General features: G+C 59.1%; 15 protein-coding genes and 1 tRNA gene. 14 read left to right on the forward strand and 2 right to left on the reverse strand.

Annotated elements, in window-relative coordinates:
• The first annotated feature begins 83 nt into the window (after positions 1 to 83).
• The 4 genes from RCH10_RS06050 (at position 84) to RCH10_RS06065 (ending at position 4,238) form a co-directional block, all read left to right on the forward strand.
• Positions 84 to 1,001: a YicC/YloC family endoribonuclease gene (locus tag RCH10_RS06050; protein ID WP_323502011.1), complete on the forward strand. Its 918-nt coding sequence runs from the start codon at positions 84 to 86 to the stop codon at positions 999 to 1,001.
• Positions 1,002 to 1,012: 11 nt separating this feature from the next.
• Positions 1,013 to 1,633 carry a guanylate kinase gene (gene gmk / locus RCH10_RS06055; RefSeq protein ID WP_409051707.1) on the forward strand — a complete coding sequence of 207 codons (621 nt, stop codon included), beginning with the start codon at positions 1,013 to 1,015 and terminating at the stop codon, positions 1,631 to 1,633.
• A gap of 52 nt (positions 1,634 to 1,685) precedes the next feature.
• Complete coding sequence (gene rpoZ, locus RCH10_RS06060; RefSeq protein WP_187052967.1) at positions 1,686 to 1,889, forward strand: DNA-directed RNA polymerase subunit omega; 204 nt, start codon at positions 1,686 to 1,688, stop codon at positions 1,887 to 1,889.
• Positions 1,890 to 1,982: 93 nt separating this feature from the next.
• On the forward strand, positions 1,983 to 4,238 hold the full coding sequence (locus RCH10_RS06065; RefSeq protein ID WP_409051679.1) for a RelA/SpoT family protein: 2,256 nt from the start codon (positions 1,983 to 1,985) through the stop codon (positions 4,236 to 4,238).
• 6 nt (positions 4,239 to 4,244) lie between these two features.
• Here the strand turns inward: RCH10_RS06065 and greB are convergent, their stop codons facing one another.
• Together greB and RCH10_RS06075 are read right to left on the reverse strand one after the other, a co-directional pair.
• Positions 4,245 to 4,847: a transcription elongation factor GreB gene (greB, locus tag RCH10_RS06070; RefSeq protein ID WP_409051680.1), complete on the reverse strand. Its 603-nt coding sequence runs from the start codon at positions 4,845 to 4,847 to the stop codon at positions 4,245 to 4,247.
• Between the two features lie 56 nt (positions 4,848 to 4,903).
• A tRNA-Arg gene (locus RCH10_RS06075) sits at positions 4,904 to 4,980 on the reverse strand.
• 205 nt (positions 4,981 to 5,185) lie between these two features.
• Between RCH10_RS06075 and RCH10_RS06080 the strand changes: the two genes are divergently transcribed.
• From RCH10_RS06080 to RCH10_RS06125, 10 genes are all read left to right on the forward strand, one after another.
• Positions 5,186 to 6,574 (forward strand): integrase, encoded by a 1,389-nt coding sequence (locus RCH10_RS06080; RefSeq protein WP_409051681.1) that lies wholly within the window; start codon positions 5,186 to 5,188, stop codon positions 6,572 to 6,574.
• A 199-nt stretch (positions 6,575 to 6,773) separates the two neighbouring features.
• Positions 6,774 to 7,382 (forward strand): hypothetical protein, encoded by a 609-nt coding sequence (locus tag RCH10_RS06085; protein ID WP_409051682.1) that lies wholly within the window; start codon positions 6,774 to 6,776, stop codon positions 7,380 to 7,382.
• A 118-nt stretch (positions 7,383 to 7,500) separates the two neighbouring features.
• On the forward strand, positions 7,501 to 7,797 hold the full coding sequence (locus RCH10_RS06090; RefSeq protein WP_409051683.1) for a helix-turn-helix transcriptional regulator: 297 nt from the start codon (positions 7,501 to 7,503) through the stop codon (positions 7,795 to 7,797).
• Entirely contained in the window at positions 7,794 to 8,795 is a 1,002-nt protein-coding gene (locus RCH10_RS06095; protein WP_409051684.1) for a hypothetical protein, read from the forward strand. Before RCH10_RS06090 ends, RCH10_RS06095 begins: the two co-directional genes overlap by 4 nt.
• Positions 8,796 to 8,986: 191 nt before the next feature.
• Positions 8,987 to 9,865: a hypothetical protein gene (locus RCH10_RS06100; RefSeq protein ID WP_409051685.1), complete on the forward strand. Its 879-nt coding sequence runs from the start codon at positions 8,987 to 8,989 to the stop codon at positions 9,863 to 9,865.
• Positions 9,866 to 9,905: 40 nt separating this feature from the next.
• Entirely contained in the window at positions 9,906 to 12,230 is a 2,325-nt protein-coding gene (locus tag RCH10_RS06105) for a UvrD-helicase domain-containing protein (protein WP_409051686.1), read from the forward strand.
• 126 nt (positions 12,231 to 12,356) lie between these two features.
• The gene (locus RCH10_RS06110) at positions 12,357 to 12,548 is read left to right on the forward strand and encodes a hypothetical protein (RefSeq protein ID WP_409051687.1); all 192 of its coding nucleotides are present in this window, start codon (positions 12,357 to 12,359) and stop codon (positions 12,546 to 12,548) included.
• A 627-nt stretch (positions 12,549 to 13,175) separates the two neighbouring features.
• Positions 13,176 to 13,694 carry a hypothetical protein gene (locus RCH10_RS06115; protein ID WP_409051688.1) on the forward strand — a complete coding sequence of 173 codons (519 nt, stop codon included), beginning with the start codon at positions 13,176 to 13,178 and terminating at the stop codon, positions 13,692 to 13,694.
• Positions 13,663 to 14,595, forward strand: coding sequence for a sensor histidine kinase (locus RCH10_RS06120; RefSeq protein WP_409051689.1), 933 nt, complete (start codon positions 13,663 to 13,665; stop codon positions 14,593 to 14,595). The genes RCH10_RS06115 and RCH10_RS06120 overlap by 32 nt, the downstream gene beginning before the upstream one ends.
• Positions 14,592 to 15,402, forward strand: an 811-nt coding sequence (locus RCH10_RS06125) for a response regulator (protein ID WP_409051690.1), incomplete at its 3' end; no start/stop codon positions are given. The genes RCH10_RS06120 and RCH10_RS06125, both read left to right, overlap by 4 nt.

The following is a 15,402-nucleotide window of genomic DNA, read 5'->3' on the forward strand; positions in this document are numbered from 1 at the left end:
GAGTTTCGCCCGAAGGCGATGGTGCGGCAAGCGAACGTCGTGCCGGGCCCTCGATGCAGGCGAACAAATCACAGCGAGGCTCAATGCCAGTTTACAGCATGACCGGCTATGCCAGCGGCCAAAACGGCCCGGTTGGCAGCCACTCCGAAGCCGATCCGCGGCCCCCTGCGACCGGCCGACTCGGAGTAGAAATCCGATCGGTCAACAGCCGCTTTCTCGACCTGACTTTCAAGCTGCCGGAAGAACTGCGCCAGCACGAACCCGCGTTGCGCGACCTGATCATCGGCCGGCTCAAGCGCGGCAAAGTCGAGGTGCGGGCATCTATAGAAAGCACTGCGCAAGCGGGCGTGACCGAGCCTTCGGTCAAGTTGCTGCAGCGCCTGAACGGCGTGCAGGACGGCATCAAGGCCTGGCTCCCCGGCGCACGCGAACTGAGCGTGGCCGACGTACTGCGCCTGGCCGGCGGCGACGGCGCCGCAGTACGCGGCGACTGGGCTGCCGACCTATCAGAAGTCACGAGCAAGGCGCTCGACGCGCTGATGTCCGCGCGGCAACGCGAAGGCACCCGACTGGCCAAGATGCTGGAGGAGCATCTCGGCCAATTGCGCGTGTTGGCAAAGCAAGCCGTTCCGCTGGTGCCGAAGCTCGTCGAACAGCAGCGCGCCAAATTTCTGGAGCGATGGCAAGACGCCATGGGCCTTACCGGCGGCACCTTGCCGGAGGCTGCGCAAGACCGTGCGCTGACCGAAGCAACCGCTTTTGCCATCCGCATCGACGTGGCCGAAGAGCTGACCCGACTCAACTCGCACCTCGACGAGATCGAGCGTCTGGTCAAAAAAGGCGGTGAAATCGGCAAACGGCTCGACTTTTTGATTCAGGAACTGCACCGCGAGGCCAACACGCTGGGTGCGAAATCGGCAGCGCTCGAACTCACTCGCATCGGCGTCGACATGAAAGTGTTGATCGAACAGATGCGCGAGCAGGTGCAAAACATCGAATGAGTGGCGAGCGTATGGACTATCCCGGCAACATTTTCGTGGTCGCGGCGCCGAGTGGTGCCGGCAAATCGAGTCTGGTGAAGGCGTTGATGGAGCTCGATTCGGCCGTGCAGCCATCGGTTTCGCATACGACACGACCTCCGCGAGGCCAGGAAAAGCATGGGCGCGAGTACTTTTTTGCGTCGCATCCCGAGTTCGACGCGATGGTTGCGTCTGATGCTTTCGTCGAGTGGGCGCACGTGCATGGTCAGCGCTACGGGACCTCGAAACGCGCCGTCGAAGAGCGCATCGCCCAAGGCGCGGACGTCATCCTGGAAATCGACTTTCAGGGCGCGATCCAGATTCGCAAGACGTTTGCGAACGCGGTCATGATTTTTATCCTGCCACCCAGTTGGGAAGAGTTGCGATCGCGCCTGGAGCGGCGCGGCGAAGACAGCGCGTCGGTTATCGAGTTGCGCCTGCAGAACGCCGCTGAAGAGATGGCGCGTGCCAATGAATTCGACTTCGTTATAATCAACGAGTTATTTGAGCGTGCGCTTTTTGACCTGAAAGCCATTGTTCACGCGCAACGGCTTCGTTATTCCGCACAGCGCCGAGCCCGTGCCGAAACCTTCGCAGCGCTCAATATTCCCTGATTCGGCTCTCCGAGCCACTCCGCTAAACGACCGAAACGACCGAAAGATCCTCATGGCCCGCATCACCGTCGAAGATTGCCTGTTGCAAATCCCGAACCGCTTTCAACTCGTGCTCGCCGCGACCTACCGCGCCCGTATGTTGAGCCAGGGCCATGCACCCAAGATTGAGAGCAAGAACAAGCCTTGCGTGACCGCATTGCGCGAAATTGCCGAAGGCAAAATCGGCATTGAAATGCTCAAGAAGGTTCCGGGCTGAGTTGACTCGCAACTCCGCACAAAGAAGCACCGCGCGCGGTGCTTTTTTTGTGTCCGATCGCTTCCTTGCAACGTGCACGCTAAAGTGGTGTGCATGAGCGCGGTCGTCAAACCTCATTCCAGTGTTCCCAAAGGCTCGCCACGTCCGAGTCCGGCAGCGCTGAACGCGGCCGCGGCGAGCTTTGCCGCGCTCACCGCCCGCCTCGATTACCTGAACGCAGAAGACACTGAGCAGGTCCGTCGCGCCTACCGTTTCGCGGACGAAGCGCACCTGGGGCAATTGCGCAACAGCGGCGAGCCGTACATCACCCACCCCATCGCGGTCGCGGCGCAATGTGCCGAGTGGAAGCTCGACGCTCAAGCGTTGATGGCCGCCTTGCTGCATGACGCCATCGAAGACTGCGGCGTCACCAAGCCCGAATTGATCGAACGCTTTGGGGCACCCGTCGCAGAGCTGGTCGATGGCCTCACCAAGCTCGACAAGCTGCAATTCAACACGCGGGAAGAGAATCAGGCCGAGTCATTCCGAAAGATGCTGCTGGCGATGGCGCGCGATGTGCGCGTCATTTTGGTGAAGCTGGCCGACCGCACGCACAACATGCGGACGCTGGACGACGCACCGCGCGAAAAATGGGCGCGCATCGCGGGCGAGACGCTCGAGATTTATGCGCCGATCGCACATCGGCTCGGGCTGAACCAGACCTATCGCGAATTGCAGGAGTTGTCGTTTCGGCACCTGCGACCATGGCGCTACGCCATCCTCGCCAAAGCCGTCTCCAAGGCGCGCGGCCGTCGGCGTGACCTGATTCAAAAAGTGCAACGGGAGCTGGAGAGCACATTCACCTCGGCGGGCATGGTGGTGCGAATTGCCGGTCGCGAGAAAACGCTCTACTCGATCTACCAGAAGATGGAAGAAAAGCACCTGAGCTTTGCGCAGGTGACCGACATCTATGGATTCCGGATCATCGTGCCGAATGTCATCGCCTGCTACACCGGCCTCGGCATCCTTCACCAGATGTACAAGCCGCTGCCCGGCAAATTCAAAGACCATATCGCAATCGCCAAGCTGAACGGCTATCAGTCGCTGCACACGACGTTGGTCGGTCCGTCGGGCGTCAGTGTCGAGTTCCAATTGCGAACCGAGGCGATGCACGTGGTCGCCGAATCGGGTGTCGCGGCGCACTGGCTCTACAAAGCTGCGGAGCCGAATGCCACCGGTGCCGATCGCCTGGGCACGAAGTGGCTGCAATCGTTGCTCGACATCCAGCACGAGACGCGCGATGCCGCCGAGTTCTGGGACCACGTCAAGGTCGATCTTTTCCCCGATGCCGTGTACGTTTTCACGCCCAAGAGCCAGATCATGGCGCTTCCGCGCGGCGCGACGGTGGTGGACTTCGCTTACGCCATTCACAGCCGGATCGGCGATCACACGTCTGCAGCGCGGATCAACGGCGACCAGGTTCCGCTGCGCACGGAGCTGAAAAATGGCGACGTGGTCGAAGTCATCACCGCGCCGGTGTCGACCCCGAATCCGGCTTGGCTCGGCTTCGTGCGAACGGGCCGCGCGCGATCCAAGATTCGCCACTATCTCAAGACCCTCGCGCACGCTGAATCCGAAGGTCTTGGCGAGAAACTGCTGGCGCAAGCGCTGCGCGCGGAAGGCCTCGGCACGCTGCCATCCGCGGAGCCGGAAAACCAGGTCATCTGGGAAAAGCTGTTGCGCTTTACCGGAAGCCGCACGCGCGCCGAACTGCTTACCGATATCGGCCTGGGCAAGCGCATCGCCAGCATCGTGGCCAAGCGCTTGATGGCGCTGCTCGCCGAGAGAGGCGAAAAGCCCGATGCGCTGCTACTCAGCCGCGAGCGCTTCACCGCGCAAGAAACCGTGTCGCAAGGCGCGGTGACGCTGGACGGCAGCGAAAACTCTTCGGTGCGCTTCGCCCTGTGTTGCAGACCTATTCCTGGCGACGGGATCGTCGGCTATTTAGGGCACGGCGAAGGTCTAGTGGTGCACACCGATGCCTGCGGTGTTGGCCAGCGCCTGCATTACAAGGACAGCGAACGGTTCTTTGCCGTCGAGTGGGCGGACGATCCTGTGCGTGCATTCGAAACCGGCGTCGTGGTCACGGTTCGCAACGACAAAGGTGTGCTGGCGCGGGTCGCAGCGACCTTGGCGACTGCGGAGGCCGACATCACGCACGTCGAAATGGCCGACGAGACGCCACAGGAATCGACCGATATGCGCTTCGTCATCGCGGTGCGGGACACAACGCACCTGGAATCGGTGTTGCGGGCGGTGAAGCGGACGCCTTCGGTGCTTTCCGCTTCGCGGACAGTGCCCGCGCCCTGAGGCTTATCAGGGCGGCGTACCACTAACTTCCCTGCTGTCTGCCTTGGGGCCCGCTTCGGGATAGGTCACCGACAACACCTCGATCTCACTGACACCCGCCGGCGTCACGAGTTTGACGACATCGCCCTCGCGCGCTTTCAGTAGCGCACGCGCAATCGGCGAAATCCAGCTGACTTGCGCCTGCGTGCTGTCCGCCTCGTCGATTCCCAATATCGTCACAGTCCGTTCGTCACCGGCCTCGTCGGCATAGCGAACCGTCGCCCCAAAATACACTTGGTCGCTCCCGTGGTGGACTGCCGGGTCGGTCGGCACGGCGATCTCCAGGCGCTTGGTCAAAAAGCGGATGCGACCGTCGATTTCGCGCAGGCGCTTCTTGCCGTAGATGTAGTCGCCGTTCTCCGAGCGGTCGCCATTCTTTGCCGCCCAATGAACGGCCTCGACCACCTTGGGCCGTTCGTCGTCCATCAGTTGCAGCAACTCCGCGCGCATTCGGGCGTAGCCCTCCGGCGTGATGTAGTTTTTGCCCCCAGGAGGAAGCGGCACGGACAGCGCAGCAGTGCTGTCGTCCTCGTCGTCCGAGTCGCTTTCCTTGGTGAATGCTTTGCTCATTCAGGATGCTCCAATGAAAAAAGCCCGCAACAGATGTTGCGGGCTTTTCTTGATGGTGGTGCGGCTGGCAGGAATTGAACCCACGACCCCTTGGTTCGTAGCCAAGTACTCTATCCAACTGAGCTACAGCCGCACAGCTTCCGATTATAGCACCGGCAAAAGTGCCTAAGCCCGTGTGTCAAACCGATTTTCGAATGCAACGTGGTAGGCCGTGATGGGCTTGAACCATCGACCAACGGATTATGAGTCCGAAAACACCGCACCGCGTCGCACTTTCTTGCAAGTTAAAATAACATTACACCTTTGATTTATAACGATTTATTGTGCAAGGAAGTGCAGTGCCATCCAACGCGATCGTCAAGCATTCTGGCAACATTCTGGCAATCAGCCCTTCCTCAGCGGCTGACGTCACTGTTCTGCCTTCACTGACCGCTGGTCGGCTACTCAACGCCCTTAAGCCTGGGGTATTCACGACTTTGAACAAGGTAAAACCGAGCGGTGCACTGCAAGCGCGAAAGCGGGTAACGGGCGCGATTTGTTTCTACTGGCGGTACAGCATCGGCGCTACGAGCGAACGCGTTGTCATCGGCCTGTACGACGCGTCAGCGCCCCAAAAAAGTCTGACGACCAGTGCAAAGGGGTTTTCGGTTGCCGCCGCAGTCCGTGCTGCTGAGATCCTGTCGCTGGAACATCATCAACACAAACCTGACGGTGGCCGACCTGCGCTGCTAGAGAAAAAGCGACTTGCCGTTGAAGCTGCAGCAGTAAGCGCAGCCCGAATCGGAAAGCACACATTCGCCAATCTGCTAGGTCATTATGCCGATCATTTGGAGAATCTTGAGCGGCGTTCGCACAGTGATGTGCGCTCGATCTTCCAGCTTCACATCAAGACGCCATGGCCTAAAGTAGCCGCGCTCCCTGCGAATGCGGTTACGGGTGAACAGATCGGGGACATGATGCGCCGCGTCGCGGATGCAGGTAAAGGGCGTACGGCCAATAAGCTGCGCAGTTACGTCCGGGCTGCCTATCAAACAGCGCGCGCCTCTCGGTCTAAGTCATCAATTCCAGTGCACTTCAAGGACTATCAGATAACCTATAACCCGGCGGTCGACACCGAGCCCGACGAGAGCCAAAACCGCGCCAATAAGCAACCGCTATTGGAACAAGACATGCGCGCGTATTGGCGGCAGATCGAGAACATGATGGGCTTGAAGGGAGCCGTGCTCAGGCTGCACCTGCTAACCGGCGGCCAACGCATCGAACAGCTCGTAAAACTCAAGACTATCAACGCTGCGGCAGATCAGATTCTGCTGTTCGATGGTAAGGGTCGCCCAGGAAGGAGCATGCGTGAAAATTTGGTTCCCTTGGTCTCTGCCGCTAGCAAGGCACTTGGCGAGTGCAAGCCCAACGGGGTCTACGCCATCTCGACGGACGAAGGTCAAACGCATTTGGCTGCCACCACGCTCAGCCAATGGGCCAAAGCAGCAGCAGCCGACGCTGGAATTAAGGACTTCCAAGCGAAGCGACTTCGATCCGGTGTGGAAACATTGCTGGCCAAGGCCGGCATTAGCCAAGAAATTCGCGGTCGACTTCAGTCACATGGCATCTCTGGAGTGCAAGCTCGCCACTACGACGGGCACGACTACATAGACGAGCAACGTGTAGCGCTTGAAACGCTCTTTACCGCGCTTAACGCCAAGGCATCGACGAAACGCCGTAGCCGCTGAGGACTCCGGGTTCCTGGCGCGACAGCGCGCTTTCTCACCTCACCCGTTCAATACATTTGGCCGCTCGACAAACAAAGAAGTGACAGGACATATGGTTAGCGATTCATCGAACGACATCAAACCGACCGCAGCAACAACCCGCGTGAATCGGAGACTCTTGGAGCACGAACGAGTACGGCCGCTCTGGGAAGTCGCCGCCATGAGTCTAGGCATCGCTCCCGAATTGAAAGCTGTCAGGGAAGCTCAAGCCAGCGCAACATTCACGGAACAATACAAGGACCGCAGGCGGCTTCTCGGCAGGAAACTCAGCATCGAACCCATACCAGACCACGTTACCTACTTCCCCGATCACCCATACAACCGAGGCAAAGCTGGATCTATGAATCGCATGGTTGATGTTGTTAGTTGCGTGGCCATCCTCGCGGGAGCCGGCCAAAAGATGCCCAAATCGTTTCTGAAACTTCAGCCGAAGCTTCAGGAACTTGCGCTTCCCAATAACTCACAAATCCAAGTCGGTCTTGGGGCCTTCCATGCGCTTGCGCAAGAGGTCATCAAGAAGCCCAAAAAGGATCAGAGTGGCCGAAACGCTTCCGTCGAAATCGACAACCTCAACGCACTTATTTTTGCGATGGCACGTGGCGGCTACGGCTACAAACACGAGGCGGGTGTCAAGGAAAGGGAGAAAGTAGTTGCGGACATACTCGTGGATGTCAAAGCCGCCGGAGTTTCAGGCTATGGACTCAGCACACTCGACTCGATCCACAAGAAGCTGATCGAGGCTGCAAGCGGAAGGAACGGCGAAGGATGAATTCATCATGAATTCGTTTTGCTTAAGGACAAGGCTTTCGTAGCCTGAGTGGGTCATGACGTGCAGGTGAATCCGACGGGATTCATCGAAAGCTTGTTAACCCATCCAGGAGCCCTACGTGGCACAAAAAACGCAAATAGTTTCGGTCAACGAGTCCCCACGCGAAGAAGCTAAAAAACTTCCAGATGCCCAAGGTTTTCAAGGCGTCGTAAAAGCCCCTGAAGTGCTGCTCCGAAAGCCAAAGGTCCTTGAGATTATCGGGCTGTCCAACAGCACTTTCTACGCTCGCATTCGTGACGGCTCGATCAAGCCCGGCGTGCCTTTGGGCCCGCGCATCAAAGCTTGGCCGGTCAGCGAAATCCAGAGTTACATACAAAGCTGCATCGCAGCCCGCAACTCCGGAGGTCTTCAATGACAACGCCTGCCATCAAGCCCACTGATTGCTACGCAGAATTGCCGCTCGGCTTCATCGCGATGTTGACTCACGAAGCCGTTGCCATTCATGTGTGGACGACGATCGTCAAGGAGGCTGCGACAGGTGGCGCAAACCTGAGCGTCAAATTCCCGAAACGCATGGCAGTCAAGCTGTTGGTCTCCGGTACCGAACGGCAAGTGGAACAACAACGCGCCCTGCTTGCGGGCAACGACCTGCCAACCGATGCAGCCACCATCGAACTGGTCCCGGTTGGGCTGTACAAGGGCTTCAATTTCTTCGGCCAAGAGGGAATTTTTCTCCTGCAAAGTCGGTGGCGCAAACCACCTTCAGATCCGGAACTATGGATTTTCACGTCAAAGGTCGAGGACTTTGCGGACCCGTTCTTTGTCTCCGCCCTTGGCCGCTTGAGTGCCTTGGCAAAAAGCTCGAACCGCCGGCTCATAGCGATCATTGAGGGGGAGTGCAGCGAGACGATCGACCTTGCCAACTTCGTAGACGAGTTGATAGAGGTCCGCGGGTGCGAAGCTGATGTGGACGGTGGAATTGCTTTTTCAGTCGACTGCCATAGCTATCAAGGTCTGGCATCGTTCGGGCTCGGCAAGGTGATGTGCATTTTGAAGTACGGGCAGGACTACCGCTATGAGCGGAGCTATGCACCCTTCGTCGCAAAAACACTGCGCACGCGCGCCATTCGCATCCTTTCGGGCAATGGCCATCTCGGTTCCGAGATCGCTGCCATCGTCGGCTTGGACAAGTCCAATGTCTCTCGCCATCTAAGCCACTGGCAGCCACGTCGCATCGAAATGCCAGAAGGTTGGATCGACCGCCTCAGAGAACACTTCGCCACGGACGGGCAAGTTGTGAAGCCCAAGGCCAAAGCTAAGTCACGGGAGATAACGACGGCTGAATTCCGCGTTGACCGCGAGAAGGCTCAACGCGCAATGGACGAAGACGAAGACGAAGGCGAAATCGAATAGTGGCCGATTGGCGTGGTGCGTGTCTTACCGCATCACCCGTGCTGATTTTCAATCCCGCCCGTTGCGCAGTCCCCGGACTAGGCCGCAACCAGCGCAACGGGCGCAATCAACAACCGGCCAACCATCAGCCGTAACGGCTGACTAATTTCATCGTGTACGCCGGCTCGTCGGCGAATCTCGAAGGCCTCCCCATGTTCATCAAAGTCGGCACCCACGTGTTCCGCATCGTCTACGGTTTTGACCGCGTCACCATCTGGTTCGACCGTTCCCATTTGCCCGTGCCGCTGACGCTGCTTAGCCGGTACTGCCGAGATCTGAAGATCGAAGTCCGGCAGATGCGCAAGAACCCCCTGTGGAAGCTGAAGATGGAAGTGTTCCAGCCATCCCCACGCTTCTTCAAACAACTGCTGGAGCACCTCCACGGCATGCGGGTCCTGATTACGTACATCGAGCCCGCACGCGACATCCTGCCCTCAGACCCCGAAGATCTCGACGAGTTGGAAAGAGCATGTCTTGCGTCCGTCACTTTTCCGCGAGCGCACTTTCCGAAGGTCGGCGTCTATAAAAAAACGTACTACTTCAACCGAGCAAAAAAGGGCGGCAAGAAGACGCGCGACATCCCGGTGATGTACGCCGATCGGTCTTCAAAGCAGCCGCGTCGTGACGTCGAGGTGCGCCGCAAGATTCGCCATGAAACCGATCCGAAATGTCTGCACCAGGAATGGCGGCGTCACGGCTCGGCCGCGATCGGCGAATTCGGTATCTCCTCCATCGCAGACCTTCAAGCGTTCGACTTCTCGGCCTTCTTCGAGCGCCAAATGCCGTTTCGCAAGCTGCCCAGCAGTCAGACAGAACTCGGTGGCTTGCTGCCCGGCAAGCGCCACGTGACCGACGACAGCAAGCGCAAGCGTGCCAGGCAGTTCATGGCGGCAGCGACCCTCAAAAACGGCCGATTCATCCTGCACAACGCGATCCGAACAGCACATCCGAAGTTCGCCGCCAAGTTGGCGCCGATGACCCTCGAAGAATGGTTGCAAAACACGTTTTCCGGCAAGCCTGGCGCCGACTGAATCCCCGTCAAAAAACAATCGACGCACGACTTTGCCGACGATGGGCAACACCGCTCTGATACAGATACCAACTAACGCCAATCTTGATCAACTTTCCATCAAGTTCATCGTCTGCAAGATCAGTCGACATACGCAAAAACACCGCGGATTTGATGACTTTCGCGCCTTTCACACCCTTCTCACCATGCCTAAAAACAGCCTGAAACGACGCGACTTTGCAGCCCGTCAAACCGGTGACCGACGCGCCACCAATCGTGCCGATTCCATCGACCACCAGCAGGCCAATCCAAGCTGTGCAACCAACTTCGGCGCCAGCAACAGCAAGCCGTCTTTCAAGCTGTCGATCCAAGCCCTGGCCATCGTCGAAGCGGTGCACCGCCATATCGAAGTGTTCGCTTGTGCCGGCAGCGGCAAGACGACCGTGCTGTGCCACCGCGTCATGCATTTGCTCAGCCTCGGTGTGTCGCTCGCTTCCATCATGATCGTGAGCTTTTCTAACACCGCAGCTTCCGAGATCCGTGTGCGGCTGTCCCACCTAGTTCAGCAGCCTCGGCTTGATGATCCCGGTTTCACCGCCGACTGCGACGCCTCTTCTGGTGGCACTGGTGCCAATCGCGAATCGGACTCCGCGGTCTCGTTCACCAAGCGCAGCGTCGCTACATGTCATGCGTTCGCCAACCGGCTGGTGCGTGTTTCCCGGTCTCATTTGAAGAAAGACCAGCCTAAGCTCGTGCTGCTCAAACCCGCGGACGTGCCGCTGTTCATGGCCCGGTCCATTCAACGTGCTCGCGCCCAGCTAAAAGCCAAACGGTCGCTTTCCAAAATTGAGCGCAATAAACTGCGTGCTGTCCTCGCCTCGTGGCTTTCACCGGCCGCCGCATCGGATGACGCATCCCCGACCACTCCGTCGATGCCATCCCCAAAGATCAAACTCAACACCATCGCCGCGCTCTTCGACTTTGCTACGGCTTCAGATCAATCGTTCGAGCAAGTGGTGTCCAACCCTCGGTTTTCCCAGTTCGATCAAACGTCTGCCATTTCGGCGCTCACGCTGGTGCGCGCCCAGTACCGAAAGCTCAAGACCGAGCGGAATCGCATCGACTACGCCGACATGGTGACGCTCGCCACCGCCGCTGTTACTAACGTGCATGCGCAAGGCGGCAAAGCGGTTGGCAAGGCGCTTCAGATCACGCATCTGATCGTTGACGAATATCAGGACAGCAGCGCCGCGCAAGTGCAGTTCATCGCGGGGTTGGCGCAGACGGTGCCGGACCTCAACGTCTTGGTGCTGGGCGACGAGCACCAGTCCATCTACCAGTTCGCCGGCTCATTTCACACGCCACTGTCCCAGTTGCTGCCCGACGTCGCGGTGATGCCGCTCGATCGGTCGTACCGGTTGCGGCAGACCGTCGCCGATGCTGCTGTCGCCATTCTCCGTGCCGATAGCTGCAAGTCAGTGAGGCAGGCCGTCGCTGGTGTCAGTGCCGGTACCACCGCCCAGCGCGAGATCACTCGGATTAACGGACGGCGCGGCGGAACCAAGCCGGTTCTTGTCATATCGGCTTCGCTGTCGACGCAGCTGGTTGCGGCCGTCGCCGATATTCAAGCTCGACTGGCCCAGGACGTGAAGCCCCGCGAGATGGCGGTACTGGCGCCAACCAAAGCGGTGTTGCGCGAGATCGAGAGCGAGCTTCTGTGCAAGGGCATCGCCGTCGCAAGACGCGGTTTACCGGCTGATCTGACGAACGTGATGCACACGCTGCGCTTGGTTTGGTTCGTCGAGCGTGCGGCGGCAGGCCATACATTGCCTACCGTTGCGGAACTGAAAGCCGCGCTGACCGGCGTCAAGGCCGCAGACGAACTCTGGCTCGCGGCGCTGAAGTCGTTGCGCAAGGTCGTCAATCCAACGCTGGAAGGCCGCTACATGCGGTGCAGCAGCATCTATCTGGTGCTGCGTGGTGGCGTGAGGGCCGACGACAAACGTCGCGACGACGTGCGCCGCTGGATTCCGGTATGCCGGTTCCACGCGGACGCGCGATCGATGCGCGACGCCGTTCGGCAGATGGATGGAGCCGGTGGTGTCATCACGTCAACGATCCATCAAGCGAAGGGCGGTGAGTGGGAACATGTTTTCATCGTGGGTGTCGCTGACGGACAGATGCCGAACTATCTGGCGCGCAACGACGAGCGGACACTGATCGAAGGCCGTAACTTGCTGCACGTCGCGATCACGCGCCCGCGCGAGACAGCGCGCTTGTACTTTGCGCCGGTCAACCACGCGCGTAGCCACCAACGTTTCGCCAAGTTGAGCCGGTATTTGGATCGGCCGGAAGTGCTGAGCCGCTTTGATCTCGAACATCGCTGACAAGTTGATCGAGCTCGCCTTGGAAGCGGAATATGGAACGGGCTTGGTATTCGTTCGCCACTCGCTGGTGCGGCTAATTTCAAGCATCGAAACTCTCGCCGAAGCGCAACTTCTTCGGTTACGGCAATGGCATCTTCACGTAACGCCTCCAAGCAGTCGAAACAGCAAACACCGGCTTGTGCAAAAACTTATCGCCGCTCACCCTACCGCGAGCCCACCCATGTCGTGCGCATCCCCGAATCGCTTCTGCCCAAGGTCCGCACGATGCTCGATGAGATGAAAAGCGATGTGAGCGACAGCGCTTGGTTAGACCGGTAGCGGCGCTGAGGGTCATGGATACGACAGCGTTCACCGTCGTGATGAATACGCGATCCTCCCTATGCCCGTTTCAATGGAGTCGTCGGCAGGTGTTATGAACCGCATCAGACTGGGTGCCGATGTTCGATTGAAAGTTGCAGATGACACAAAGGGCCCTGACCGGCCGTCAATCCTGTGGCAGCATCCGCCGCCCTTTGCTGCCATTCATGTCGTTGATTCAGACGGCAAATAGCGGTCGACCGCGGCGTGAGCCCGTCACTCTGATGCTGCGTATTACGAGACGCCCATTCCGATACCAGCGCGGTTCTCAATCGATGCACTCACCCGTCATCCGCTCGTGCACCCGCGTTCCCCTCTGATAGGCAGCATGCGCAACACCGCGATGTGCTCCGGGCGAAGCGCGAGCGCACTGCTTGCCTCGGACAACTGGCGGATACGGTGTAGGAAAAAATGCCGTCATAAGTTAACCGGCGCACAGACGGCTGACTCTGCGGTGCTTACATTCAGTGGCCTGAACCGCGCATCCGCTTTTGCCATGTACACAAACCTCATCACACCCATGGCGGCCGTTGAACGAATCGCAATGTTCGACGAGGAGCACGGCAATTGAAGCGTACGACCTGATCTATGAATCCGTTGCAGCGCGCCAGCTGGCAACTCACCGTACTCAGCGAACTCACCCAGACCGGTTTCATGCACCTTGCGCCAGTGCTCGATGAGAGCAGAGACGTGCTCGACTTCAGGTGGTTGGAGGCTTCGCCCACATCGGCGCAGGCACTCGAGTGCGCGGGCAAAGATTTGGTCGGTCGATCCTTGAAGCAGGTCTTGGCGGAGTGCGGGATTCGCCTCTCGATGAGGGATGCCTGCCGGTCTGCCTTCCTCGAGGAGCGTTCACGAGTCGAGCACGTGGAGGGCAAAGATAGAATGGCACTGCACCAGATATCATCATCACGCTGGGAATTGACCATCAAAGTCACCAACCAAGCGGCAGTCGTTCGCGTCTTGTCGGCGCAGCGTGTACTCAGCCAGCTCGAATCGAAGGATCGATACTCACTCCAGGGTAGATCTCTCCGCACAGCACACCGCGGTCACCGAGCAGGTAAAGACATCTTGGATGGCGTCAGCATCACTTTTGCCCATCAGTGATCTACGTACACACAGCTCTGACGATCCGCGTCGCGGCGTCAACGGTACGATGAAGCCTGATTCACCCAAAGAAGGCCGCCATGCCGCAGCAAGGCCGATACAGCGCGACGCAGACCTGCCGACTCTGGACTCCGCGCTGATGGAATCCGAAGAGTTGGCTTCGGCGCATGTTGATGATCCCTTGCGCGAAATGGCGCTGAAGCTCAGGGCCGCCGAAGACGCGCTTGCACAGGCCCTGCGCACTCATTCAGAGTTTTTGTGGGCCATGGGCCATGCTCTGCGGTCGCCTCTGACTGCCATTCTCGGCTTCGCCGAACTCATGGACGCCGGCATGCCAGCGCCGACTTCGCGCCAGAAGAACGGCTTGGAACAGATCCTCAAAGCAGGCCGGGTTCTGCTGGCTTTGATCGAGGAGATTCTTGATGCATCGCTGCTCGAGTCCGGCAAACTGCAGTTGCAGATGGAACGTCTCTCGCTTGAAGAGGTGCTGCGCGAATGCGAAGCGCTGGTTAGACCTTTGGCACGCCAAAACGATGTCGAGATGGTGTTCGCATGGCCAGCGCCGACCCTCTTCGTCATGGCTGATCGCGCACGGCTGCGGCAGGTTCTCATGACTCTCGTTGGCCATGCGCTGTCGCACAGCGGCGCCGCTGGCACCGTGCATGTGAGCTGTCACCAATGCGCAGATGGCCGTCTTCGTGTGAATTTTCGGGATACAAGCTGCGGCCGGTCGGTGGCGTGGTTGACCCACGCTGACCCAGCCAACCACATCAAGCTGATCGTCAGCCAGCAACTGGCTGGGTATATGGGCGGCGCGATTGCGACTGAAACCATTGCCAGCCCGACCGGCAATGTCAACGCCTACTGGCTCGAATTGAACGCAGGAGGGCTCACCCCATGACAATGGACCAAAACATCCTCGCCGCCAGCATTCTCATCGTGGACGACCAGGCAGCCAATGTGGAAGTGTTGCGCCTTTTATTGGGCGACGCGGGCTATACAAAGGTCAGCGCCACGCTTGATCCGGTGAAGGTCCGCTCCCTGCACCACCGACATTCCTACGACCTGATCCTGTTGGACCTCGAAATGCCCGGTCTCGACGGCTTTGGCGTGATGGAGGAGCTGAAGCGCAACGTGCAGGACAGCTACCTGCCGGTCATTGTGCTTACCGCCCAGCCTGGCCACAAGCTCCGCGCTTTGCAGGCCGGAGCCAAAGACTTCATCAGCAAGCCGTTCGACTTTTTGGAGGTCAAGACGCGCATTCACAACATGCTCGAAGTGCGACTTCTGTACCGTAAGCTGGAAGGCTACAACGTTGAGCTGGAGCTGGCTGTGCAGGAGCGGACAACAGAGCTGCGCGAGAGCGAAGCGCGCTATCGCAGCCTCACCGAGATGGCTTCGGACTGGTATTGGGAGCAGGACGAACGCGGGAACTTCAGGAGCGTCTCGGGGCCGGTGATGGAGATTCTGGGCCTGCGCGCTGAATCACAGGCTGATGCCAGGGGCGATGCTGCGCGATGGTCCGGCGGTTGGGACGAAAACGAGCGCACGGCGGTGCAAACCTGCGTCACCGCCCGCCTGCCCTTTGTAGACCTTGTCGTCCACCGTACCCAGGTCAGTGGCCAGCGCCAGCAGTTCCGCGTGAGCGGCCGGCCGATGTTCGACTCCAGGTGCCGCTTCGTCGGTTACCGCGGCACTGGCGTTGAAT

The organism is Variovorax sp. GrIS 2.14 (assembly GCF_046115955.1).
Taxonomy (GTDB): Bacteria; Pseudomonadota; Gammaproteobacteria; order Burkholderiales; family Burkholderiaceae_C; genus Variovorax.

Coding starts and splice junctions, on each gene's coding strand:
- RCH10_RS06050 (WP_323502011.1), top strand. CDS start 84: ATGCCAGTTTACAGCATGACCGGCTATGCCAGCGGCCAAAACGGCCCG.
- gmk (WP_409051707.1), top strand. CDS start 1,013: ATGGACTATCCCGGCAACATTTTCGTGGTCGCGGCGCCGAGTGGTGCC.
- rpoZ (WP_187052967.1), top strand. CDS start 1,686: ATGGCCCGCATCACCGTCGAAGATTGCCTGTTGCAAATCCCGAACCGC.
- RCH10_RS06065 (WP_409051679.1), top strand. CDS start 1,983: ATGAGCGCGGTCGTCAAACCTCATTCCAGTGTTCCCAAAGGCTCGCCA.
- greB (WP_409051680.1), bottom strand. CDS start 4,847: ATGAGCAAAGCATTCACCAAGGAAAGCGACTCGGACGACGAGGACGAC.
- RCH10_RS06085 (WP_409051682.1), top strand. CDS start 6,774: ATGAGTCTAGGCATCGCTCCCGAATTGAAAGCTGTCAGGGAAGCTCAA.
- RCH10_RS06095 (WP_409051684.1), top strand. CDS start 7,794: ATGACAACGCCTGCCATCAAGCCCACTGATTGCTACGCAGAATTGCCG.
- RCH10_RS06100 (WP_409051685.1), top strand. CDS start 8,987: ATGTTCATCAAAGTCGGCACCCACGTGTTCCGCATCGTCTACGGTTTT.
- RCH10_RS06105 (WP_409051686.1), top strand. CDS start 9,906: ATGGGCAACACCGCTCTGATACAGATACCAACTAACGCCAATCTTGAT.
- RCH10_RS06110 (WP_409051687.1), top strand. CDS start 12,357: ATGGCATCTTCACGTAACGCCTCCAAGCAGTCGAAACAGCAAACACCG.
- RCH10_RS06115 (WP_409051688.1), top strand. CDS start 13,176: ATGAATCCGTTGCAGCGCGCCAGCTGGCAACTCACCGTACTCAGCGAA.
- RCH10_RS06120 (WP_409051689.1), top strand. CDS start 13,663: ATGGCGTCAGCATCACTTTTGCCCATCAGTGATCTACGTACACACAGC.